Below are 21,736 nucleotides of genomic sequence, written 5' to 3'. Positions count from 1 at the left end.
CGTCGTCTACAACCACCTCACCACCGACCACCACGCCCGCACCCGCAAAGCCGACAACCCAACACCCGCCGCCGCTTGACATAGGAGCTATGAGCTTGTCGAAACCACCCCCCGGGACAAAACCGCGTCGTCGTTCGTTGTCCACGTAGACCCTGACGTCAACGGGTGCCGAAGGGCACCGAAGGACAGGTGAAGCATCATGGCTCTCCGCTGGTTCGCGGCCTACGCCGTGCTGGAGATCGCCGCGTTCGTCGCGATGGTCATGACCCTCGGATTCGGCTGGGCCGTGCTCATCAGCCTCGCCGCCGTGGTCCTCGGATTCGTCGTCCTGCGCTGGCAGGGCGGCAAGGTCTTCGACGAGCTGCGCCGCGCGTCGCGAAACGAGGTCGACGCCCGCGCCCCGCTGGCCGACACCGCGCTCGTCGCCGTGTCGACCATCCTTTTGGTTGTCCCGGGCGTCGTGTCGACCGTCGCCGGGACCCTGCTGCTGTTCCCGCCGACCCGTCGGGTGATGCGTCCGGCCGTCGCCGCGGTGGGTGCCCGCCGTGTGGCGACCGCGATGGACCGGGCCGGGATGTATGCCACCGGTGTCTACGGCGCCGGACGTGGCGCGACCGTCGTCGAGGGTTCCGTCGTGGAATCCGACACGTCCGAGCCGGGGTCGCCGTCGGCACCGCCGCACACCCGGGGCCTACCGCAGGGCCGCTGAACAGGTCCTGATCAGCCGACGGTCGGCACCACGCCGCCCGCGCCGCCGACACGCACGTATCCGGACCGCTCGCCACCCTCCTCCGACGGCAAGGCACACTGAACGATCGTGGCAACCCAACTGCTTCTCGGCGGCGCCGTGTACTCGCCGGCCGCCCCCGACGCGACCGCGATGGCCGTGACCGACGGAATCGTCGTCTGGGTCGGGACCGACGACGTCGGCCGCGCACTCCATCCCGACGCCGAGGTCATCGACCTCGCCGGACACTTCGTCAGTCCCGGGTTCGTCGACTCCCACGTCCACCTGACGTCCACCGGGCTCGGACTCGACGGCCTCACCCTGAACGAGGCGTCGAGCCGCACGCACTGCCTGCGGCTGGTGGAGAAGGCCGTGGCCGCCGAATCCGCCCATGACGGAGGCGACCTCATCTGGGGTCTCGGCTGGGACGACTCGACCTGGGCGGGCGCCGAACCCGACGACGGTCGCTTCCCGACGACCACCGAGCTCGACGCCGTCGTCGGGACCAGGCCGGTGTACCTCGCCCGGATCGACGAGCACTCCGCGGTGGCGTCCACCGCGCTGCGACGCCTGATCCCGGACCTGGCCGACGCCGTCGGGTATCACCCGGAGGAGCCGCTGGTCGCCGAGGCCCACCACCTCGTCCGCGGCGCGGCCCGCCTGCTGGTCACCGCGGCGCATCGCGAACGCGCACAACGCCGCGCGCTCGATGGGGCCGCCGCCCACGGGGTGGTGGCCGTGCACGAGAACGGCGGACCGGACATCAGCGGCATGGACGACTTCCTCGCGCTCGCCGACCTCGACCATCCCGTCGAGATCCGGCGCTATTGGGGCCAGGCCGTCACCGACGCCGACCACGCCCGCGAACTGATGTCGATCACCCGGGCCGATGCCCTGGGCGGTGACCTGTTCATCGACGGTGCCATCGGCTCCCACACCGCGTGGCTCTCGGAGCCCTACACCGACGATCCGCACACCAGCGGTATCAGCTACCTCGACCCCGACCAGATCCGCGATCACCTGCGCGCCTGCACGATCGCGGGCATCCAGGCGGGCTTCCACGTCATCGGCGACGCCGCGACCGGTGTGGTCGTCGGCGCACTCGCCGAACTCGCCGACGAACTCGGCACGCCCGCGCTCGCACGCTGTGCGCACCGGCTCGAACACGCCGAGATGGTCACCGCCGCCGATGCCGAGGTCCTCGCGCGCTGCGGCGTCATCGCCAGCATGCAACCGTTGTTCGACGCCGAATGGGGCGGTCCCGGCGACCTGTACGACGCCCGTCTCGGGGCGAGCCGCGCGGCCACCCTCAACGACTTCGCGATGCTGGCCAAAACCGGTGTCGCCCTGGCGTTCTCGTCAGACGCGCCGGTGACGGCCATCGACCCGTGGTCGACCATCCGGGCCGCTGTGCACCATCATCAGCCGACCAACGCGATCTCGGCGCGCGGCGCGTTCGCCGCGACGACCCGCGGCGGCTGGCGGGCCGGGGGAGTCAACGACGGTGTCACCGGGACCCTGACGCCCGGGGCCCCGGCGAGTTACGCGGTGTGGGAGGTCGACGAGCTCGTCGTCGCCGGGTCCCACGAGAAGGTCCAGCGCTGGTCGACCGATCCGCGGTCGCGGGTGCCCGCGCTGCCGGACGTCTCACCGGGGGCCGCGCTGCCGCGCTGCGTACGCACCGTGCACCGGGGCCGGACCCTGTACGACCGGGACGCCGGGTGAGTCCCCCGCGGGTCTCCCGATCCCGGATCTCACGGTCCTGGCTCGCACGTACCGGGACCGCCGCCGCCGCGGGTGTCGCGATGTGGGCCGCGTTCCCACCCCGCAACTGGTGGTTCCTCGCGGTCCTCGGCCTCGGCCTGTTGTTCGCCGCACTCTTCGTCGGGTCGCCCCGGGTGCGCACCGGCGCGTGGATCGGCTTCGTCTTCGGGCTGGCGTTTTTCGTGCCGCTGTTGCCGTGGATCGGCGTCTACGTCGGTCCGCTCCCGTGGCTCGCCCTGGCCGCGGTGCTCGCCGTCTATCTCGCGCTGTTCGGCGCGATCGCCACCCTGACGATGCGGCTTCCGGTGCCTCCGGTGTGGTTCACGCTGTCGTGGGTGCTCGTCGAAGCGCTCCGTTCCGCCTTTCCGTTCGGCGGGTTTCCTTGGGGGAGAACCGCATTCAGCCAGGTCGACGGACCGCTGCTGCCGCTGGCCTCGGTGCTCGGCGCGCCGGGATTGTCAGCAGGTGTCGCGCTGTTCGGCTCCGCGGTCGCCTGGCTGCTCGTGATCCTCACCCGGGCGTACCGGCGCACGACGGCCGTCTCCGACCCCGAGCACGCCGACGGCCCGGGGCCGTCCACCGAACGTTCCTCGGGCGTGGTGCGCATCGCGACCGCCGCGGTGGCCATCGCGCTGCTCGCACCGATCGCGGCCATTGCGGCGACCCCCGCCAGCCTCGACCGCAACATCGCGACGTCCTCGGCCCGGATCGGTGCCATCCAGGGCAATGTCCCGCGACTGGGTCTGGATTTCAACGCCCAGCGGCGCGCTGTCCTCGACAATCATGTCCGCACCACGATGTCCTACGGCCGGGCGATCGACACCGGGCAGACAGAGCAGCCCGACTTCGTCCTGTGGCCGGAGAACGCCTCGGACATCTCGCCGCTGGACAACGCAGACGCGGCCGCCGGGATCACCGCGGCCTCCGAGGCCGTCGACGCGCCGATCCTGGTCGGCACGCTCATCCGCAACCCCGATGGCCGACCCACCAATTCGGTCCTGGTCTGGGACGGCGCGCAGGGCCCGGTCGACCGCTACGACAAGCACATCGTCCAGCCGTTCGGCGAATACCTCCCGTGGCGGCCGTTCTTCCGCCTGTTCTCGTCGTATGCGGACATGGCCGGAGACTTCCGCCCCGGCACCGGACCCACGGTGGTCGATGTGCCCGGTCGCTCGGGGACGGTGACCGTCGGTGTCGCGACCTGCTGGGAGGTCGCCTTCGATCGGGCCGCTCGGCAATCCGTCCGGGACGGCGCGCAGATGCTGTTCGTGCCCACCAACAACGCGACCTTCGGCCGGACCGAGATGACGTATCAGCAGTTGGCCATGTCGCAGGTCCGGGCCGTCGAACACGGGCGGTCCGTGGTCGTCGCGGCCACCAGTGGGGTGAGCGCCGTCATCGAGCCGGACGGATCCATCAGCCAACAGTCCGGCATATTCACCGCGGACGTGCTGACCGGGCGTCTGCCACTTCATGAGGACATGACTCTCGCGACCCGCCTGGGCCCCTGGCCGGAGGTGGTCGCGATCATCGCCGCGGTGGCGGGGCTTTTGTTTGCGCTGCGCTCGCGTACTAGGTTCTCACTCAGGCCACGCAGGGTCGCCGCACGGGCGACCGGTGACACGAAGGAGCTCGATGGCATCGGGGATTGACGCCACGGCAGGGCAGCGGCGGCCCGACGACGCGCCGCAACGCGTGGTCGGCGCCGACGGCACGGGCGCACTCGTCGTCGTGCCGACGTTCAACGAACGCGACAACCTGCCGCTCATCATCGGACGTCTACAGGACGTGCTGCCGGGAGCGCATGTCCTCGTGGTCGACGACTCGAGCCCGGACGGCACGGGCGACGTCGCCGACGACCTCGCCCGCGCCGACGCGGCGACCCGGGTCCATGTCATGCACCGCGTCGACAAGGATGGCCTGGGCAAGGCGTACCTCGCCGGATTCGCGTGGGGACTCGACCGCGACTATGCGGTCATCGTCGAGATGGACGCGGACGGCAGCCACGCGCCTGAGCAGCTGCACCGCCTGTTCGACGCCGTCAACGACGGCGCGGATCTCGTGATCGGGTCCCGTTATGTCCCGGGCGGCAAGCTGGTGAACTGGCCCAAGCGCCGGGAGTTCCTCTCCCGCGGTGCCAACACCTACGCACGTCTGGCCCTCGGTGCGGGCGTCCACGACATCACCGCCGGGTTCCGCGCCTATCGCCGCATCGTGCTGGAGAAGATCCAACTCGACACCGTCGAGTCCGCGGGTTATTGCTTCCAGATCGACCTGGCGTGGCGCACGGTGCGTGCCGGCTTCGACGTCCGGGAGGTGCCGATCACCTTCACCGAACGTGAGATCGGGGTGTCCAAGATGAGCGGCGGCGTGATGTCCGAGGCGTTCACGATGGTCGCCCGCTGGGGAGTCCAGAGCCGCCTCGAGCGCTGGGGACTCGTCCGGACGCGATGATCCGCTGAGCAGACGGACAGACCCGGCAGGACGTCCTGCCGGGTCTGTTCGGTTCCGGGCGTCGGGCGCCCGCGGGTGTCAGTTGGTGATGCCCTTGCGCCGCTGCTTGAGCAGGTCCAGGCGCTCGTTGAGCAGCACTTCGAGCTCTTCCTCGCTGCGACGCTCGAGCAGCATGTCCCAGTGCGTACGCGGCGGCTTGGTCTTCTTCTCCTCGGGCTCGGCGCCCTCGAGGATGGTGCCTTCCATGCCGTTCTTGCACGGCCACTTCGACGGGACCTCCGCGTCGTCGGCGAACGGCACGTCGAAGATCTCGCCGTTGTCGGTGCGGTACTGGACGATGCGTCGTGGCGCGAGGTCGTGGTCACGATCGGTCTCGTAGCTCACCGCGCCGAGGCGGCTACCCCGAAGTACTCGATCTGCCATGAAGGGTTCCTCTCAACTTCGTCGGATCTCCCGGTCTGCCGGGAGATCTCTGTTGCATTCCAGGTTCGCGCGCAACGCTGCGCGCGACTTTCGGGTCGTCAACAGGAACATTCTACGCGCATTCCTGCGTGGGTTCGCCACCGGCGACGACCCGTGTTGTCCAACCCGCTCGGCGGGCCGCCGCCGGGAGCGCAGCGAGCGGGGCGAGTGTGTGCCGCCGCCGGGAGCGCAGCGAGCGGGGCGAGTGTGTGCCGCCGCCGGGAGCGCAGCGAGCGGGGCCGGTCGTGACAGCGGTACGGTCTCGGTGTGGAACCAGGCACTACGCACGGCGTACAAACGGGCGCATCGCGTCGGCGTCGGCCGTACGCCTGCGCCTGGTGCGGCCGCACGATGGTGGACTCCGAGATGGGGCGTCGGCGGAAGTACTGCAAGCGATCGTGCAGGCAGCGTGCCTACGAGCAGAGAACGCTGCTGGAGGGCACATCCATTCCCGACGACGCGGTGATCCTCTCCTCGGCGGAGGCCGCCGAGTTCGGCGACCGGATGTTCGCGCTGCGGTGCGCCGCGGAGGACCTCGGCACCGCGGTGGCCGAAGGTGCCGGACACGACGTGCTGGCCGACCTCACCGACACGTTGCTCGAACTCGCGCGGGAAGCCGAGAAGCTGCGGTGACCGCGCGCATCTTCGCGCCCTCGCTCGTCGTCACGCTCGTGGCGCTGGTCGTCGCCTACCTCTACCTCGGCTGGACCGGCCTCGCCCTGTGCGCCATCCTCGGCGTGCTCGAGGTGTCCCTGTCGTTCGACAACGCGGTCATCAATGCAACGATCCTCGAACGGATGAGCGCGTTCTGGCAGAAGATGTTCCTCACCGTCGGCGTGCTCATCGCCGTGTTCGGCATGCGTCTCCTGTTCCCGCTGGTCATCGTGTGGATCACCGGAGGTCTCAACCCCGTCGAGGCGCTCGACCTGGCGATGAACCCGCCGCCCGAGGGGCAGACGCATTTCGCCGACGGTCAACCCAGCTACGAGACGATCCTCACCGAGGCCCACCCGCAGATCGCGGCGTTCGGCGGCATGTTCCTCCTGCTCCTGTTCCTCAACTTCGTGCTCACCGAGCGCCCGCAGACCTGGCTCACGTGGCTCGAGAAGCCGCTCGCCACGCTCGGCAAGCTCGACCAGCTCGCGGTCGTACTGGCCGCCCTCGCGCTGGTTCTCACCGCCGAGTTCCTGGCGCCGGACGAGAGCCGCGCGACCGTCCTGATCGCCGGGATCCTGGGCATGGTCACCTACATCACCGTCGACGGGCTCAGCTCGCTGTTCATGGCCGGGCCGGAATCTGACGGGCCGGAATCAGACGGGCCCGACTCACACAGGTCCGGATCGAACGGCTCCGGTCCGCACCCGGTCACCGTGGCCACCGGCAAGGCCGGGTTCTTCCTGTTCCTCTATCTCGAGCTCCTGGACGCGTCGTTCTCCTTCGACGGGGTGATCGGCGCCTTCGCCATCACCTCCGACCCGATCATCATCGCGTTGGGGCTCGGATTCATCGGCGCGATGTTCGTGCGGTCCATCACGATCTACCTTGTCCGCAAGGGCACGCTGGGGGAGTACCGCTACCTCGAACACGGTGCGCACTGGGCCATCGGCGCGCTGGCCGCAATCCTGTTGATCAGCATCGAGATCGAGATCAACGAGGTGATCACGGGGCTCGTCGGCGTGGCGTTCATCGGCGCGTCGCTCGCCAGCAGCATCCGCGCGAACCGGCGCGAAGCGCGTGCCGGGACCGGCGATCGACTGGCCGTCTGAGCTTCTCCCCGGCCGTCCTCGAACGTGCGGTGAACATCTGCGGGACCTTTGGAATCAGCATGGGCCGCCTGCTGTCTTCTGTCGGTCGACAGGTGTAGAAATGACGGCGTCGGTGACGTGTGTCACGCAGGAGCCGAAGCCGAGTGGCTCCGCGACACAGGTCCGGGTTTCAGGTCGAAAACGCAGATTCGGTGGTCTTCATGGACAGCAAACAGCAGCAGATGATCCAGTTCGAGACGGACTGGTACTCCCTGGGCGGGGGCTCCTCCCGGCAGATCGTCGAGGAATTCGGTCTCACCGATCGGGACTTCTTCTCCCAGGTCGACCGCCTCGTCGACACCGACCCGCCGTCGGGATTGACCGCTGCGGAGCTGCGCCGCATGCGCCAGGTCATCCGCCGTCGGCTGTGGATGGCCCGCTGATCCCAGCCCGCACGCGGCTCGGGGGATAATCGACGGGTGCCCTTCTCCGATGACGATCTCGAAGCGTTCTATCGCGATGTCGAGGCACGCACGGCGTTCCGCGAGCAACCTCGACGCCGGCGCCGCGCCGGCATCGACTATCCGGCCTGCCCGACGCCTGACAAACTGCCGTTCGCCTCACCGGCCGACGCTCGTGAGGGCATCGATCGACTCCGTCGCCACCTCGTTGGTACCGCCCCGGAGCTGCGCTACTACGAGTGCTCCTGTCGCGCTTGGCATATCACCAGCTCGGCGCAACTGATCCATCGACGGGTGCCGCCGGCGCCGGCTCGTCGTCGGAAGGGTAAGAAGAAGCGGTGACGATTCCGCCCGCCGGCCCGCACGCACTCGTCGACCTCGCGAGCGACGACCCGTCGACGACCGCCGAGACCTACCAGCGGTTGCTCGGACACGAGGTCGGTACGGGCGCCGACGGCCGGCGAGTGGTGAACCTCGGCAACGTCGCCCTCTCGATGCGGCTGTCGGCCGGCGAGCCCGACACCCACGACGTGTACTTCACGGTCGACGACATCACGGCGTCCCGGCGTCTACTCGGCCGGCGCGGGTATCCGCTCGCGGACACCGTCCTCGGAGCGCTGGGTGAGACCAGTCCGGTCGGGATCGCCGAACGACCCGAATCCGGGGCGGCCGTTGACGGCGATCTGACCGGCCTCGACCATCTGGTCTTCACCTGCGACAACCGCGATGTCGCCGTCGCGCTGTTCGCCGGCACCTTCGGCCTCGATTTCCGTCTCGACCAGCCGATCGGGCAGGACGCCCGTCAGCTGTTCTTCCGGCGCGACGACCTGATCGTCGAGGTCGTCGCCGCGCCCCGCCCGCCGGCCGACCCGGTGCCGTCGTCGCCGGTCTTGCTCTGGGGTGTGGCATGGCGGTCGACCGATGTGGACACGACCCACGCGCGTCTGACGGCCGACGGACTCGATCTCAGCGAGGTCCGCAGCGGACGCAAGAAGGGCACGCGGATCTTCACGGTTCGCCACCGCGAACTCGCCACGCGGACCGTGGTCATCGGCCCCGACGCCGGAGCCGACTCGCTTCAGTAGCCGAAATCCGACAAAAGGTGGGTTTTCGGGAACGCCTGCGCTAATCTGACTACGAATGTTGTCGAATTAGTAGTATCCGAGACCGATGTTGGGGGCACCATGACCGCGGTACACGAAGAACGGACAGCGTCCGAACCCGCAGCGAGTGACTTCGTGGCGGGCGAGCCGCTGCTCAACCACCGCGACGACGAGATCGAACTGATCCCGCCGGACTCGCTGACCGCCAAGCTCACCGGCATGTACACGTTCCTCCCGATCAACGGGGCGGCGTTCGTGATGCAGGTGATGCACCCCGTCATCGGCGATGTCGTCGACAAGTACTCGGTCTTCCGCACCGACCCCGTGGGACGTGCGATCCGCTCCGCCGACTCGGTGCTGCGCTGGACCTACGGCGGTCAGGAGGCTCTCGAGGAGGGCAAGCGTCTCCGCAAGCTGCACCAGCCGCTGCAGATGCGCAACTCCGAGGGCAAGCACATCAGTGCACTCAACCCGGAGGCGTACGCCTGGGTGATCGCCACCGCGCTGCCGACGATCGAGACCGCCGCGCCGCTGGTGCTGGGTCGGCACTTCACTCTCGAGGAGCGCAAAGAACTCCTGCGGGACAACCGCCGCATCGCCAAGATCGTCCAGGTACCGATGAAGAACTACCCCGAAACCCTCGAGGAGTTCGACGAGTACTTCGACGACTTCATCGAGAACAAGCTCGTCCGGCACCCGGTCGCGCTGGAACTGATCGGTCAGATGCGCGCCGCGCCGGTCGTCCCGAAGTCGGTGCCCAAGGCGTTGCGCCCCGCCGTGAAGAAGGCCGCTGCCACCGCGTCGGTGCCTTTCCAGAACTTCAACTACCTGACCACCGTCGGCGTCATGGATCCGCGCGTGCGGGAAATCCTGGGCCTGAGCTGGTCCGACGCCGAACAGCGTCACCTCGAGCGGATTCATCGCAATCTGCGATTCGCCTACCGCACCCTGCCGGAGCGGCTGACGTACTTCCCGCTGGCCTATCACGCCCGGCGTCATCACGACGCGATCCAGGCCATGAAGGTTCGCGAGAAGGCGAGCGCTGCCTACCAGTACCACCCCAAAGAGGGTGCGGCGCACCAGGGCTGAGCGCTCCCGGTCGGTCTGGTCACGTCGTCGGGGGCGTGACCAGACCGACGACATGGTCGGCGATCGCCAACGATGACGTGATGCCCGGCGACTCGATACCGAAGAGGTTGACCAGGCCCGCGATGCCGTGTGACCGCGGACCCTGGATCACGAAGTCGCCGGCACCGGCACCCGGCCCGGCGACCTTGGGCCGGATTCCGGCGTAGGCGGGCACCAGGGCGTTGGTCGGCAACTGCGGCCAGTACGTGCGGATGGCTCGTTCGAATGCGTCGGCGCGCGCCTCGTCGACGGCGTAGTCGAGTACCTCTCCGGCAATCGTCTCGTCGGGGGACGAGTTCAGCCATTCGACGTCGGGGCCGAATCGGGCCTCGCCGGCGAGATCCATCGTGAAGTGCACGCCCAATCCGCCGTCGGCGGGGATCGGGTAGACGAGGTGACGGAACGGCGCCCGGACGCCGGACAACCCGAAGTAATTCCCCTTGGCGAGGAAGCGCGGCGGGATCCGGCCGCCGAAGCCGGCCAGCGCCCGGGCCACCTCCCACGCGCCGATCCCGGCACAGTTGACGAGCGACCGGGCGGAGGCCGATTCGCCGTCCGATGTCTGCACGGTGACGCCGTGTGCGTTGATCTGTCCGCCGATCACTCTGCTGCGCAACGCGATCGCGCCACCGTGTGCCTCCAGGTCACGCACCAGTGCACGCACCACACCGTCGACGTCGACGATCCCGGTCGACGGTGAGAACAGTGCCGCGACGCCTTCGACTGCCGGTTCCCTGTCGCGCAGTTCGTCCACTCCGATCCGCCGGAGGTCGGAAACGCCGTTGGCCAGGCCGTGTCGGAGCAAGACGTCGAGGCGTTCGCTCTGAGTGCCGTCGGTGGCGACGATGAGTTTGCCCGGCTGCGCCCACGAGACGCCGTGCTCGTCGCAGAATCGGGTCAACTGCTCGCGACCGCGGACGCACAGTTCCGCCTTCAGGCTGCCCTCGGGGTAGTAGATGCCGGCGTGGATGACCTCCGAGCTCCGCGAGGTCGTCTGCGCGCCAACCGAATCGGTGGCCTCGAGGACGACGACGTCGCGTCCTCGCCGGGCGAATGCCCGCGCCACCGCCAGCCCGACGATGCCGCCGCCGATCACGAGGCAGTCGACCTCCACACGCTCCGTCGTCGCGTGCTCGGCCCGGTGGGTGCGCGTCACTGCTCGTACCTCCTCGTCGCTTGTCGTCGAGTTCCGTCGGCCACGGTATCCGGGCAAACCCGGCGGCGTGGGGCAGACTGGGGTGATGCGGTATTCGGAGGTTCTCGCGATCGTGCAGGCCGGTGGACGTGGTTCGCGGATGGAGGTGCTGACCGATCGGCGGGCGAAACCCGCGTTGCCGTTCGCGGGCAACTATCAGCTCATCGATTTTCCGCTCTCCAACCTGCACCACAGTCACATCGACGACGTGTGGTTGTGCGTGCAGTACGAGGCCGAGACCATCACCCAGATCGTGGCGGGTGGCCGTCCCTGGGATCTGGACCGTACGAGCGGCGGGTTGCGCGTGGTGATGCCGGAGCAGACCGACGCCCCGGAAACCGAAGACGGCTTCGCGACCGGCAACGCCGACCTGCTGTATCGCATCCGCGGCCGCATCGCCGCCCACGCACCGGCCGAGGTCATCGTCATGAGCGCCGACCACGTCTACGACTTCGACTTCCGCGACGCCATCGAGACCCATCGCCGCCATGGCGCCGAATGCACTGTTGTCACCACGACGTGTCCGCTGGACGAGGCCACCCAGCACGCCACCGTGAAGGCCCGTCGAGACGGGATAGTCCGCGAGTTCCGCTACAAACCCGAACGCGCCACCACGCGCACGATCGCCACCGAGATCTTCGTCTACGACCCGGCCGTGCTCATCGAGGGCCTCGAGTACCTGGAGAGCCGGACGACCGAGGGATCCCCGAAGGACGACACCGGCCTGGGGGACTTCGGCGAACACCTGGTGCCCTGGTTCGTCGACCGCGGCAAGACGGTCGCCCACGCGATGTCTGGCTATTGGATCGACGCCGGCCGTCCTGAGACCTACCTGCAGGCGCACCGCGACCTCATCGACGGGTCCCTCGACGTCTTCCGCGCCGACCGGCCGATCCTCACCAACCAGCCGCAGCGCCCGGCCGCGCGTATCGAGACCGGGGCGGTCGTCGAGGACAGTCTCGTCAGCAGCGGCGCCCACGTGCACGGAACGGTCCGACGCAGCGTTCTCGGACCGGGGGTGGTCGTCGAAAAAGGTGCGGTCGTGGCCGATTCGGTGATCTTCGGTGACGTTGTCATCGGCGCCGGCGCGTCGGTCGCATGGTCTGTCCTCGACGAACGGGTGCGCGTCGGCCCGAACGCGGTGATCGGCGGGCACCCGCGGACACGCCCGGTCCCGACCGAGAAGATCACGTTGGTCGGGATGGATACGCAGATCCTGCGCGGTGCCCGGGTGGCATTGGGAGACCGCGTCGAGCCGGGTCGCCGCATCCGGTGACCCGGGCCGACCTGTTCGCGACCGCGCGGCACTGGCGGGACCACGATCCGGACCCGTCGACCCGAGCCGTGCTGACCGATCTGATCGACGCGGCCGTGACCGGTGACGTCGCCGCCGCCGACGATCTCGCGGCCCTCTTCCACGGACCGCTGACCTTCGGCACCGCCGGCCTGCGCGGCGAGGTCGGTGCGGGCGAGTCGCGGATGAACGTCGCCGTGGTCACCCGCGCCACGGCCGGTGTCGCGCGGTATCTGCTCGACACGGTCGGTCCCGACGCGCGTGTCGTGGTCGGGTGCGACGCCCGGCACGGATCGGCCGAGTTCTTCGACGCGGCAACCGAAGTGCTTGCGGCGCAGGGGCTCACGGTGTTCGCGCTGCCACCCCGGTTGCCGACGCCGGTCACCGCTCATGCGACGCGTGCGCTCGTTTGCGACGCCGGGGTGATGATCACCGCCTCGCACAACCCACCGGCCGACAACGGTTACAAGGTGTATCTCGGCGGCCGTGCCACCGACGATGCGGGCAGGGGAGTGCAGATCATCTCGCCGGCCGACGCCGACATCGCGGCCCGGATCGCGCAGGCGCCGCCCGCCGACGAAGTGTCCCGCGACCCCGCGGCGGTCATCCACCTCGACGACGAGACCGTGCGGACCTATGTCGAGCGCACCGCGCGGCTTCGACCCGGCGGCGGCCCGTCGCCGGTGCGCGTCGTACTGACGCCGATGCACGGGGTCGGGGGTGCGGTCGCCCGAGACGTGTTGCGGGCTGCGGGAATCGGCGACGTCCACGTGGTGGCGGCGCAGTCCGCTCCCGATCCGGACTTCCCGACGGTGCCGTTCCCGAACCCGGAGGAGCCCGGTGCCCTCGACCTCGCGCTCGATCTCGCACGCGACGTCGACGCGGACGTCGTGATCGCCCTCGACCCCGATGCCGACCGCTGCTCAGTGGCGACGGTCGGTCCCGATGGGCAGTGGCGGCAGCTGACCGGCGACGAGATCGGCGCGCTGCTGGGGGAGCAGGCGGCACGGGATGCGACGCGCCCCGGCGACACCCTGGCGTGTTCGATCGTGTCGAGCCGGCTGCTCGGCCGGATCGCCGCGGACCACGGGCTGCGGTTCGCCGCGACGCTCACCGGCTTCAAGTGGATCGCCCGGACTTCCGGCCTGCGTTTCGGTTACGAGGAGGCGATCGGCTACTGCACCGACCCCGACACCGTCCGCGACAAGGACGGCATCGGTGCGATGATCCGGGTCATCTCCCTCGTCGAGGAACTCGGGAGGGATGGCCGCACGCTGACCGACGAACTCGACCGGCTCGCCCGTCGCCACGGCCTGCATGCCACCGCACCGTTGACGATCCGCGTCGAGGACACCGCGCTGATCGACGAGATGATGCAGCGCCTGCGTTCGTCACCGATCGAACGACTGGCCGGCTCGCCGGTGGTGGAGAACCTCGACCTCGCGCACGGATCCGCCGATCTCCCGCCGACCGACGGCGTCCTGGTGCGGACCGCCGCCGACGACCGCGTCGTCGTGCGTCCCTCCGGTACCGAGCCGAAACTCAAGTGCTATCTCGAAGTCGTCCTCGACTGCCCGGACGGCGCCGTACCGCGGGACGAGGCCGCACGCCGTCTCGACGCCCTCGGCGCGGACATCTCGGCGGTGCTCGAGGCCTGAGCGCACTACGATCAATCCGTGCCGCGAACCGACTCCGATCAGCGCCTGCGCGACCTGACCTTGCTGCGTCAGGTCCGCGACCGGATCGACCGCGAGTACGCGCAGCCGCTCGACGTCGAGGCGCTCGCGCGCGGGGTGAACATGTCGGCCGGTCACCTGAGCCGCAAGTTTCGCCAGACCTACGGCGAATCGCCCTACTCGTACTTGATGACTCGCCGCATCGAACGGGCGATGACGCTGCTGCGGCGCGGCGACCTGACCGTCACCGAGGTCTGCTTCGAGGTGGGCTGCTCGTCGTTGGGCACCTTCAGCACCCGGTTCACCGAACTCGTCGGGGTCCCGCCGACGGTCTATCGCGAACAGTCGGCCGACGCGACGGACGGGATACCGGCGTGCCTGGCGAAGAACATCACGAGACCGATCAGGAATCGAGAAGCACAGCGCGGGTGAGACTGCCAAGCCTGATCCCATGAACATCACGATCCAGTACACCTTCCTCCCACACACCGATGGCGACGCCGCCCTGGGCTTCTACCGCGACCTCCTCGGTTTCGAACTCCGCAAGGATGTCGGCTACGAGGGCATGCGGTGGCTGACGGTCGGCCCGCCCGGACAGCCGGGCACGTCGATCGTCCTGCATCCGCCGGCTGCCGATCCCGGTATCTCCGAGGAGGAACGCCAGACGATCCTCGAGTTGATCGCCAAGGGGAGTTACGGCGCGCTGACGCTGGCGACCGACGACCTCGACGGGTTGTTCGACAAGTTGCAGTCCAGCGGCGTCGACATCGTGCAGGAGCCGATGGATCAGCCGTACGGCGTTCGCGACGCCGCCGTTCGTGACCCGGCGGGCAACCTCATCCGTATCGACCAGGCCGGCTGAGTCATGTGCGGACCCGGTCGATACCCGCCCCCGGAAGCACTCGGCGCGGTCGTCGACCGACAACACCCCGCGCCCGCCGCCCTGGTTAGATCGACCGGGAGTCCGCGCACCGACCTCGCGGCAACGGACCTCCGGAATGATACGAGCACCCCGAACGCCGACGACCGCCCGCCCGCGGTCGCCACATTGATGGAGAGACGATGAGCCGAACCGCCACCCGTCCCGCACCGAAGGTCGACGCCGTGCGGGCCGACGGCATTCACCCCGCCGACACGCACGACATCATCCGCGTCCACGGCGCCCGGGAGAACAACCTCAAGGACGTCAGCGTCGATCTGCCGAAGCGTCGGCTGACGGTCTTCACCGGGGTGTCGGGTTCCGGGAAGAGTTCACTGGTCTTCAGCACCATCGCCGCGGAATCCCAGCGCCTCATCAACGAGACGTACAGCGCGTTCGTCCAGGGCTTCATGCCGTCGATGGCTCGTCCGGACGTCGACATCCTGGAGGGTCTGACGACGGCGATCATCGTCGACCAGGAGCGGATGGGTGCCAACGTCCGGTCGACCGTCGGCACAGCCACCGACGCGAACGCGATGCTGCGTATCCTGTTCAGTCGCTTGGGAACCCCGCACATCGGTTCCCCGCAGGCCTTCTCGTTCAACGTCGCCTCGATCAGCGGGGCGGGTGCGGTGACCATCGAGAAGGGCGGGCAGAAGGTCAAGGAGCGTCGGAGCTTCTCCATCACCGGCGGCATGTGCCCGCGATGCGAGGGACGTGGCGACGTCTCCGACTTCGACCTCACCGCACTCTACGACTCGTCAAAGTCGCTCAACGAGGGCGCGCTGACGATCCCCGGCTACTCGATGGACGGCTGGTACGGCCGGATCTACCGCGGCTGCGGCTTCTTCGACCCCGACAAGCCGATCGCGAAGTACACCAAGAAGCAGCTCAACGACCTGCTCTACAAAGAGCCCACCAAGATCAAGGTCGAGGGCATCAACATCACCTTCGAGGGTCTGATCCCGAAGATCCAGAAGTCGATGTTGAGCAAGGATCGTGAGGCGATGCAGCCGCACATCCGTGCCTTCGTCGACCGCGCCATCACCTTCGCGAAGTGCCCGGACTGTGAGGGCACCCGCCTCACCGCCGAGACCCGTTCGTCGAAGATCAAGGGCATCAGCATCGCTGACGCATGTGCGATGCAGATCAGCGATCTCGCCCAGTGGGTCGCCGAACTCGACGATCCGTCCGCGGCCCCGCTGATCGGCGCGCTGCGGGACCACCTCAACGCGTTCGTCGACATCGGACTCGGCTACCTGTCCCTGGAACGCCCGGCCGGCACCCTGTCCGGCGGAGAGGCGCAGCGCACCAAGCTGATCCGTCACCTCGGTTCGTCGCTGACCGACGTGACCTATGTGTTCGACGAGCCGTCGATCGGTCTGCACCCGCACGACATCACCCGGATGAACGATCTGCTGCGCGCATTGCGGGACAAGGGCAACACGGTGCTGGTGGTCGAGCACAAGCCGGAGGTGATCGCGATCGCCGACCGCGTCGTCGACATCGGCCCTGGAGCGGGCACCGACGGCGGCACGATCGTGTTCGAAGGCACCGTCGACGAACTGCGGGCCGCGGACACGCTCACCGGGCGCCATCTGGAGGACCGCGCCGCCGTGAAGGACGAGGTCCGCACGCCCAGTGGTCATCTCGAGGTCCGCGGGGCCGACGCCAACAATCTGCGCGATGTCGACGTCGACATCCCGCTCGGTGTGCTGGTCGTGCTCACCGGCGTCGCGGGCTCGGGCAAGAGTTCGTTGATCAACTCGACGGTCGCCAAGGAGGACGGGGTCGTCTCCATCGACCAGAGCGCCATCAAGGGGTCGCGGCGTTCCAATCCGGCGACCTATACCGGTCTGCTCGAGCCGATCCGCAAGGCGTTCGCCAAGGCCAACGGCGTGAAACCCGCCTTGTTCAGCGCGAACTCGGAGGGTGCCTGCCCCAACTGCAACGGTGCCGGTGTCGTCTACTCCGACATCGCGATGATGGCCGGCGTCGCCGCGCCCTGCGAGGTGTGCGAGGGCAAGCGATTCCAGGCCGAGGTGCTCGACTACACCTTCGGCGGCCGCAACATCAGCGAAGTACTCGAGATGTCGGTCGCCCAGGCGGAGACCTTCTTCGCCGACGGCGATGCCAAACTCCCGGCGGCGCACAAGATCCTGCACCGGATGGTCGACGTCGGGCTCGGTTACATCAAGGTCGGTCAGCCTCTGACCACCCTGTCCGGCGGCGAACGCCAGCGGTTGAAGTTGGCCGGTCACATGGGGGAGAAGGGCGACGTCTACATCCTCGACGAGCCCACCTCGGGCCTCCACCTCGCCGACGTGGAACAGCTCCTCGGGCTGCTCGACCGTCTCGTCGACTCCGGAAAGTCGGTGATCGTCATCGAGCACCATCAAGCCGTGATGGCCCATGCCGACTGGATCATCGACCTCGGCCCGGGCGCCGGCCACGACGGCGGCCGGATCGTCTTCGAGGGCACACCCGCCGACATCGTCGCCGACCGATCGACCCTCACCGGTGAGCACCTCGCCGAGTACGTCGGTGCCTAACCCGAGGGCGCGCAGCCGGGCGCGAGCGAGAGCTGCGCCACTGCTCCCTATCCGAAGGAGCGCCCCAACCGCTCCCTGAGCTGCGAGGAGCGATAGCGACGGCCTTTCAACCGCTCCCTGAGGTGCGAGGAGCGATAGCGACGGCCTCCCAACCGCTCCCTGAGGTGCGAGGAGCGATAGCGACGGCCTTTCAACCGCTCCCTGAGGTGCGAGGAGCGATAGCGATGGCCTCTAACCGCTCCCTGAGGTGCGAGGAGCGATAGCGACGGCCTTTCAACCGCTCCCTGAGGTGCGAGGAGCGATAGCGACGAGCCACGAAGGGTCCAGCGACCGAGGCTTCCAAACCCTAAGTGACGAGCCTTCTTCCGCTCCCTGAGGTGCGAGGAGCGATAGCGACGAGCCTCGAAGGGTCCAGCAACCAGGCCCCCCCAACCGACAGACTTCAACTCGACCTATGGACTTCGATCGAGGTCTACCGGTCGAGTTGAAGTCTGTCGGTCAACAAGGGAGTAGGTTCGCGCGAGGCAGCACAAACGACGCAGCGCAGCTGACCCTTTCACTACGGCACCCCTCGTGACACTTCTCCGCGCGAACCACGAACGTCCCCGACGGTGTCGGACGCCCGTGGCACCATGTCGGTTGATGAACGACGGGCAAGGTGAGAGTGGATCGTCGCGATCCGTCTCAGGGGTAACCCCTGGGTGCACTTCACAGCTGGTCCCTGCGTCCGACGCCGGCGCGCACGCTGCACGTGCCACACGGCGCCGCTGCACAGTTCTGGTCACCCCATCCGTCGTTCATCACCACGACAGCCCACGACGCGACACGGCGCCGTGACCGAACCGTTCCTGCAACCGCATGAGGCAGCGGAAGTCGCTGCGGCCTTCTCGCGCACGTATACCGCCTGGACGTGGCCGGAGATCCTGGCGGCAGTGAGAGCGGTCCTGCCCGCTGAGGTCACCTCCGAAGTCGCCGCCCGCATCATCGAACTCTCGCCTCACGAACCGCGACATCCCGCGACCGTGATGATCCAGGCCCTCGCGCCGTGGACCCACCCGGCACACGTCGCCGCTCAACCCGTCATCGTGCACGAACCACGTTCTGCGGGAACGGTGTCCGACGCTCTGCCCGATCTCTACGATGTCGAGCAGTTCGCGCACTGGCTCGACTTCACCGTGCCCGAGCTCGAATGGTTCGCCGACCGCGGCCAATGGCTACGAACGGCGCGCCCGCCGTTGCGTCACTACCGAATCTGGCGGCGTGAGAAGCGGGACGGTGCCCGGGTCATCGAAGCTCCGAAACCCCGTATGCGCGAGACGCAACGGCGCCTGCTGCGACGGTTGATTGAGCGTATTCCGGCCCATCCCGCGGCGCGCGGTTTCGTACCCGGGTCGTCACCGGCTGCTTTCGCGTGGCCGCACACGGACCGTCCCGTGGTGCTGCGCGTCGACCTCCGTCATTGCTTCGAGACGATCACCGTACCGCGCGTCCGAGCAGTGTTCCGGCAAGCCGGCTACCCGCCGCACATCGCCCGCCTGCTCGCCGAATTGTGTACCACGGCAACGCCTGTGGACGAACTCCGCGGTATCGATCACACGCACGCAGCCCTTCTCCGGGAACGGCATCTGCCGCAAGGTGCGCCGACCTCGCCGCATCTGGCGAACCTCGTGATGCGGCCGCTCGATCGGCGGCTCGACGGGTACGCCCGCCGTCACGGCCTCCGCTACACCCGTTACGGCGACGACCTCGCGATCTCGGGCGACGCGATGAACGCCGACCGCGCGCTGTGGACCGTGCTCCGCATCGTCGAAGACGAGCGGTTCACCGTCCACCCGGAGAAGGTCCGGATCATGCACAGCCATCAGCGCCAACACCTCGCCGGTCTCGTCGTCAACGACCGTCCGCAGGTCGCCAGATCCGACTACGACAATCTTCGGGCCCTGCTCCAGAATGCGAGCCGGCACGGGGCGTCGTCGCAGAATCACGACGAACACCCGGACTTCCGCGCACACGTCTACGGTCTCATCGCGTGGGTGGGTGCGACGGGGGAGACGCGTCGACGCCGGTTGCTGAACATGGCCCGCACGGTCGACTGGGACAGCTGAGAACCTCTGAAGACGGACCAAACGCCCGAACAATCCCGAACCTCACACCGGCTGCGGTTCGCTGTGAGACCACTGTTACCTCGGCCTTCCCCGCAGCGTGCCCAGTCGCAATGTCGGTGGACCAAGGTCCGTGCATGGACAAACAACTGCTCGAACGCAGCCTGGCACTCGTCGACCTTCCCGACTCGGGCCTCACCGTTCGCTTCTACGAGATCCTGTTCGACCGCTATCCGACCGTTCGCGCCATGTTCGGCCGCGACACCAGGGCCCAGGCCGAGATGTTGCGCAGCGCCGTCGCCTCGGTCGTGGAGCATCTCGACGACGCCGAGTGGCTGACGACGACTCTGCACGCGTTGGGGCGGCGACACGCCGGTCTCGGCGTCACCCGACCGATGTACACGGCGGTCGCGGAATGCATGATCGCCGCGATGAGTGAGATCGGCGGCGAGTCCTGGACCCCGGCCATGACGCTGGCCTGGGACCGCGCACTCGGCGCGGTCGCGACGATCATGCTCGACGGCTATCCGGACGACGGCGTGGTCGACATCATGCCGGCAGATCGACGCAAACCCGGAGCTGCCTGACCCGCCCTTCACCCGATCCCGGCGACGCCCGATCACTTCGACTCGCCACGGTCCCATCGACCGACCCCACCGGAGAATGCTCGACCACCCTTCGACTGTCGACAACCGACGAGTCCACGTGCGACCCGCACCGCCCGACTACACGGCCACGGCCCGGCCACCCTGAATCGCACGCCCTCCGCGATACGATCCCGCTCGGAAGTGAGGGCTCGTGACTGCTGCTGTAAACCCGCGACGTGCGCTGGATCGATACCTGGGATCAGCCTGGGCCCGGTGGGCGACACTCGCCGTCTTCCTCATCAGTTCGGCGGTCGCCATCGTCGTGCTGCCGAACCAACCGCCGGCCCCGTATCGCATCGATTTCGACGTCTACCGCATGGGCGGACAGGTCCTGCTCGACGGCGGCGACCTGTACGGCATCCTGCCCCGACTCGCGGAAGGCTCGTACCTCCCGTTCACGTATCCACCGCTTGCCGCAGCGCTGTTCTCGATCTTCACGGTCGTCCCACTCGGCCTCGGTCAGGCCCTGTTCACCGCGATCTCCATCGGCTGCCTGCTGGTGGTGTGCCGCATCGTCCTGTCCTGCCTCGTCGAGCGGCCTGCTCACCAGTTGTGGTGGCTCGCAACGGCCGCCGCGACGGTCGGCCTCTGGCTCGAACCCGTCCGCGACACCCTCAACTTCGGACAAATCAACATCGTGCTGATGACGCTCGTCGTCGTCGACGTACTGCTGGGCCGCGGCAAATGGTGGAACGGGCTGCTCGTCGGACTCGCCATCTCGATCAAGCTCACCCCCGCGGTCTTCCTGTTGTTCTTCCTCGTCCGCCGGGACTGGCGCGCACTCGGCGTGGCCGCGGCGTCGGCGGTCGCCTACGCCGGTCTCGGCCATCTCCTGACACCGAACGACTCGCGCACCTACTGGACATCGACCCTCTTCGACACCGACCGCATCGGGAGTCCGCACTTCGCGAACAACCAGTCGATCAAGGGTGAGCTCGGCAGGCTCGGCACCGAGACCGACGTCGCGTGGTTCCTCGTCTCGCTGATCGTCGGCCTGTTCATCGCCTGGGTCGCGTGGCGTCTGCTGTCGGTTGCACCGGCAGGTCCACAGCCGTCCGGGCCGCGCGACGTCGCGGCGCTAATCGCCGTCGCCTTCGCCGCGCTGTACTGCTCGCCGGTCGCGTGGGACCACAGCTGGGTCTGGGTGGTCCCGCTGCTGATCCTGTTGACCTTCCTCGCGACCAGGCCCGCGGCGTCGGCGATGTGGTGGTGGCTCGTCGGTTCCGGGCTCGTCATCTTCGCCGTCGCGCCGCATCAGCGAAACCCGCAGCGCTACGACGCCGAGTTGTCCTGGGTCTGGTGGCAGCATCTCGTCGGGTCGTCGTACCTGCTCTATGGTCTGGCGGTGCTGGTCGCGCTGGGGGTCTCGGGGCCGCGAGTGCTGACCTCCCGACGGTCGGCCGACACGCTCGCACAACCTGCGTGAACACCCCGTCTGCACACTCCCCTTGAAACAGACGCTAAAATCCGTTCCAATGGTGCATAGTGATGTAACGCACATCGGAAC

General features: G+C 68.3%; 20 protein-coding genes. 18 read left to right on the top strand and 2 right to left on the bottom strand.

Annotation, left to right across the window (positions count from 1 at the left end; translation table 11 throughout):
* Positions 1 to 199: 199 nt before the first annotated feature.
* The 4 genes from ACFUEJ_RS19185 to ACFUEJ_RS19170 all read left to right on the top strand — a co-directional run bounded on the left by ACFUEJ_RS19185 (position 200) and on the right by ACFUEJ_RS19170 (position 4,945).
* A complete protein-coding gene (locus ACFUEJ_RS19185) occupies positions 200 to 709 on the top strand; it encodes an FxsA family protein (RefSeq protein ID WP_065632035.1) in 510 nt (169 codons plus the stop codon).
* A gap of 108 nt (positions 710 to 817) precedes the next feature.
* Positions 818 to 2,452: an amidohydrolase gene (locus ACFUEJ_RS19180; RefSeq protein ID WP_388031232.1), complete on the top strand. Its 1,635-nt coding sequence runs from the start codon at positions 818 to 820 to the stop codon at positions 2,450 to 2,452.
* A gap of 80 nt (positions 2,453 to 2,532) precedes the next feature.
* The gene (lnt, locus tag ACFUEJ_RS19175; protein ID WP_388031238.1) at positions 2,533 to 4,143 is read left to right on the top strand and encodes an apolipoprotein N-acyltransferase; all 1,611 of its coding nucleotides are present in this window, start codon (positions 2,533 to 2,535) and stop codon (positions 4,141 to 4,143) included.
* Positions 4,127 to 4,945 carry a polyprenol monophosphomannose synthase gene (locus ACFUEJ_RS19170; protein WP_058250447.1) on the top strand — a complete coding sequence of 273 codons (819 nt, stop codon included), beginning with the start codon at positions 4,127 to 4,129 and terminating at the stop codon, positions 4,943 to 4,945. Before lnt ends, ACFUEJ_RS19170 begins: the two co-directional genes overlap by 17 nt.
* Positions 4,946 to 5,023: 78 nt before the next feature.
* On the opposite strand, the gene ACFUEJ_RS19165 is transcribed toward ACFUEJ_RS19170, so the two are convergent.
* Complete coding sequence (locus tag ACFUEJ_RS19165) at positions 5,024 to 5,368, bottom strand: RNA polymerase-binding protein RbpA (RefSeq protein ID WP_058250448.1); 345 nt, start codon at positions 5,366 to 5,368, stop codon at positions 5,024 to 5,026.
* A gap of 390 nt (positions 5,369 to 5,758) precedes the next feature.
* Here ACFUEJ_RS19165 and ACFUEJ_RS19160 point away from each other — a divergent pair, with 390 nt between their 5' ends.
* The 6 genes from ACFUEJ_RS19160 to ACFUEJ_RS19135 all read left to right on the top strand — a co-directional run bounded on the left by ACFUEJ_RS19160 (position 5,759) and on the right by ACFUEJ_RS19135 (position 9,805).
* A complete protein-coding gene (locus ACFUEJ_RS19160; RefSeq protein ID WP_388031235.1) occupies positions 5,759 to 6,040 on the top strand; it encodes a hypothetical protein in 282 nt (93 codons plus the stop codon).
* The gene (locus tag ACFUEJ_RS19155) at positions 6,037 to 7,173 is read left to right on the top strand and encodes a DUF475 domain-containing protein (RefSeq protein WP_388031228.1); all 1,137 of its coding nucleotides are present in this window, start codon (positions 6,037 to 6,039) and stop codon (positions 7,171 to 7,173) included. The genes ACFUEJ_RS19160 and ACFUEJ_RS19155 overlap by 4 nt, the downstream gene beginning before the upstream one ends.
* A gap of 200 nt (positions 7,174 to 7,373) precedes the next feature.
* Complete coding sequence (locus ACFUEJ_RS19150; protein ID WP_065632045.1) at positions 7,374 to 7,595, top strand: DUF3263 domain-containing protein; 222 nt, start codon at positions 7,374 to 7,376, stop codon at positions 7,593 to 7,595.
* A gap of 36 nt (positions 7,596 to 7,631) precedes the next feature.
* A complete protein-coding gene (locus ACFUEJ_RS19145) occupies positions 7,632 to 7,955 on the top strand; it encodes a hypothetical protein (RefSeq protein WP_058250451.1) in 324 nt (107 codons plus the stop codon).
* The gene (locus ACFUEJ_RS19140) at positions 7,952 to 8,698 is read left to right on the top strand and encodes a VOC family protein (RefSeq protein ID WP_058250452.1); all 747 of its coding nucleotides are present in this window, start codon (positions 7,952 to 7,954) and stop codon (positions 8,696 to 8,698) included. The genes ACFUEJ_RS19145 and ACFUEJ_RS19140 overlap by 4 nt, the downstream gene beginning before the upstream one ends.
* A gap of 99 nt (positions 8,699 to 8,797) precedes the next feature.
* Positions 8,798 to 9,805 carry an oxygenase MpaB family protein gene (locus ACFUEJ_RS19135; protein ID WP_058250453.1) on the top strand — a complete coding sequence of 336 codons (1,008 nt, stop codon included), beginning with the start codon at positions 8,798 to 8,800 and terminating at the stop codon, positions 9,803 to 9,805.
* A gap of 19 nt (positions 9,806 to 9,824) precedes the next feature.
* On the opposite strand, the gene ACFUEJ_RS19130 is transcribed toward ACFUEJ_RS19135, so the two are convergent.
* Positions 9,825 to 11,057 (bottom strand): NAD(P)/FAD-dependent oxidoreductase, encoded by a 1,233-nt coding sequence (locus ACFUEJ_RS19130; protein ID WP_388031224.1) that lies wholly within the window; start codon positions 11,055 to 11,057, stop codon positions 9,825 to 9,827.
* Between the two features lie 28 nt (positions 11,058 to 11,085).
* Between ACFUEJ_RS19130 and ACFUEJ_RS19125 the strand changes: the two genes are divergently transcribed.
* From ACFUEJ_RS19125 to ACFUEJ_RS19090, 8 genes are all read left to right on the top strand, one after another.
* Positions 11,086 to 12,315: a glucose-1-phosphate adenylyltransferase family protein gene (locus ACFUEJ_RS19125; protein WP_388031221.1), complete on the top strand. Its 1,230-nt coding sequence runs from the start codon at positions 11,086 to 11,088 to the stop codon at positions 12,313 to 12,315.
* Entirely contained in the window at positions 12,312 to 13,991 is a 1,680-nt protein-coding gene (locus tag ACFUEJ_RS19120) for a phospho-sugar mutase (RefSeq protein WP_388031218.1), read from the top strand. Before ACFUEJ_RS19125 ends, ACFUEJ_RS19120 begins: the two co-directional genes overlap by 4 nt.
* Positions 13,992 to 14,009: 18 nt before the next feature.
* On the top strand, positions 14,010 to 14,441 hold the full coding sequence (locus ACFUEJ_RS19115) for a helix-turn-helix transcriptional regulator (RefSeq protein ID WP_058250457.1): 432 nt from the start codon (positions 14,010 to 14,012) through the stop codon (positions 14,439 to 14,441).
* Between the two features lie 19 nt (positions 14,442 to 14,460).
* Positions 14,461 to 14,871: a VOC family protein gene (locus ACFUEJ_RS19110; RefSeq protein WP_058250458.1), complete on the top strand. Its 411-nt coding sequence runs from the start codon at positions 14,461 to 14,463 to the stop codon at positions 14,869 to 14,871.
* 200 nt (positions 14,872 to 15,071) lie between these two features.
* Positions 15,072 to 17,480 carry an ATP-binding cassette domain-containing protein gene (locus tag ACFUEJ_RS19105; protein ID WP_388031215.1) on the top strand — a complete coding sequence of 803 codons (2,409 nt, stop codon included), beginning with the start codon at positions 15,072 to 15,074 and terminating at the stop codon, positions 17,478 to 17,480.
* Positions 17,481 to 18,313: 833 nt separating this feature from the next.
* On the top strand, positions 18,314 to 19,585 hold the full coding sequence (locus ACFUEJ_RS19100) for a reverse transcriptase family protein (RefSeq protein WP_388031212.1): 1,272 nt from the start codon (positions 18,314 to 18,316) through the stop codon (positions 19,583 to 19,585).
* 134 nt (positions 19,586 to 19,719) lie between these two features.
* Positions 19,720 to 20,169, top strand: coding sequence for a globin domain-containing protein (locus tag ACFUEJ_RS19095; protein WP_058250592.1), 450 nt, complete (start codon positions 19,720 to 19,722; stop codon positions 20,167 to 20,169).
* Between the two features lie 211 nt (positions 20,170 to 20,380).
* Complete coding sequence (locus ACFUEJ_RS19090) at positions 20,381 to 21,655, top strand: glycosyltransferase 87 family protein (protein WP_388031208.1); 1,275 nt, start codon at positions 20,381 to 20,383, stop codon at positions 21,653 to 21,655.
* Positions 21,656 to 21,736: the final 81 nt, after the last annotated feature.

The organism is Gordonia sp. NPDC057258, assembly GCF_042668985.1.
GTDB classification, from domain to species: domain Bacteria; phylum Actinomycetota; class Actinomycetes; order Mycobacteriales; family Mycobacteriaceae; genus Gordonia; species Gordonia hongkongensis.
The sequence above is the reverse complement of the archived record's forward strand: the minus strand, read 5'-3'. Positions and strand labels throughout refer to the sequence as shown.

Excerpts from the sequence above, each read along its gene's own strand:
- ACFUEJ_RS19185 (WP_065632035.1), top strand. The coding sequence starts at position 200 with ATGGCTCTCCGCTGGTTCGCGGCCTACGCCGTGCTGGAGATCGCCGCG.
- lnt (WP_388031238.1), top strand. The coding sequence starts at position 2,533 with ATGTGGGCCGCGTTCCCACCCCGCAACTGGTGGTTCCTCGCGGTCCTC.
- ACFUEJ_RS19170 (WP_058250447.1), top strand. The coding sequence starts at position 4,127 with ATGGCATCGGGGATTGACGCCACGGCAGGGCAGCGGCGGCCCGACGAC.
- ACFUEJ_RS19165 (WP_058250448.1), bottom strand. The coding sequence starts at position 5,368 with ATGGCAGATCGAGTACTTCGGGGTAGCCGCCTCGGCGCGGTGAGCTAC.
- ACFUEJ_RS19160 (WP_388031235.1), top strand. The coding sequence starts at position 5,759 with ATGGTGGACTCCGAGATGGGGCGTCGGCGGAAGTACTGCAAGCGATCG.
- ACFUEJ_RS19150 (WP_065632045.1), top strand. The coding sequence starts at position 7,374 with ATGGACAGCAAACAGCAGCAGATGATCCAGTTCGAGACGGACTGGTAC.
- ACFUEJ_RS19135 (WP_058250453.1), top strand. The coding sequence starts at position 8,798 with ATGACCGCGGTACACGAAGAACGGACAGCGTCCGAACCCGCAGCGAGT.
- ACFUEJ_RS19125 (WP_388031221.1), top strand. The coding sequence starts at position 11,086 with ATGCGGTATTCGGAGGTTCTCGCGATCGTGCAGGCCGGTGGACGTGGT.
- ACFUEJ_RS19110 (WP_058250458.1), top strand. The coding sequence starts at position 14,461 with ATGAACATCACGATCCAGTACACCTTCCTCCCACACACCGATGGCGAC.
- ACFUEJ_RS19105 (WP_388031215.1), top strand. The coding sequence starts at position 15,072 with ATGAGCCGAACCGCCACCCGTCCCGCACCGAAGGTCGACGCCGTGCGG.
- ACFUEJ_RS19095 (WP_058250592.1), top strand. The coding sequence starts at position 19,720 with ATGGACAAACAACTGCTCGAACGCAGCCTGGCACTCGTCGACCTTCCC.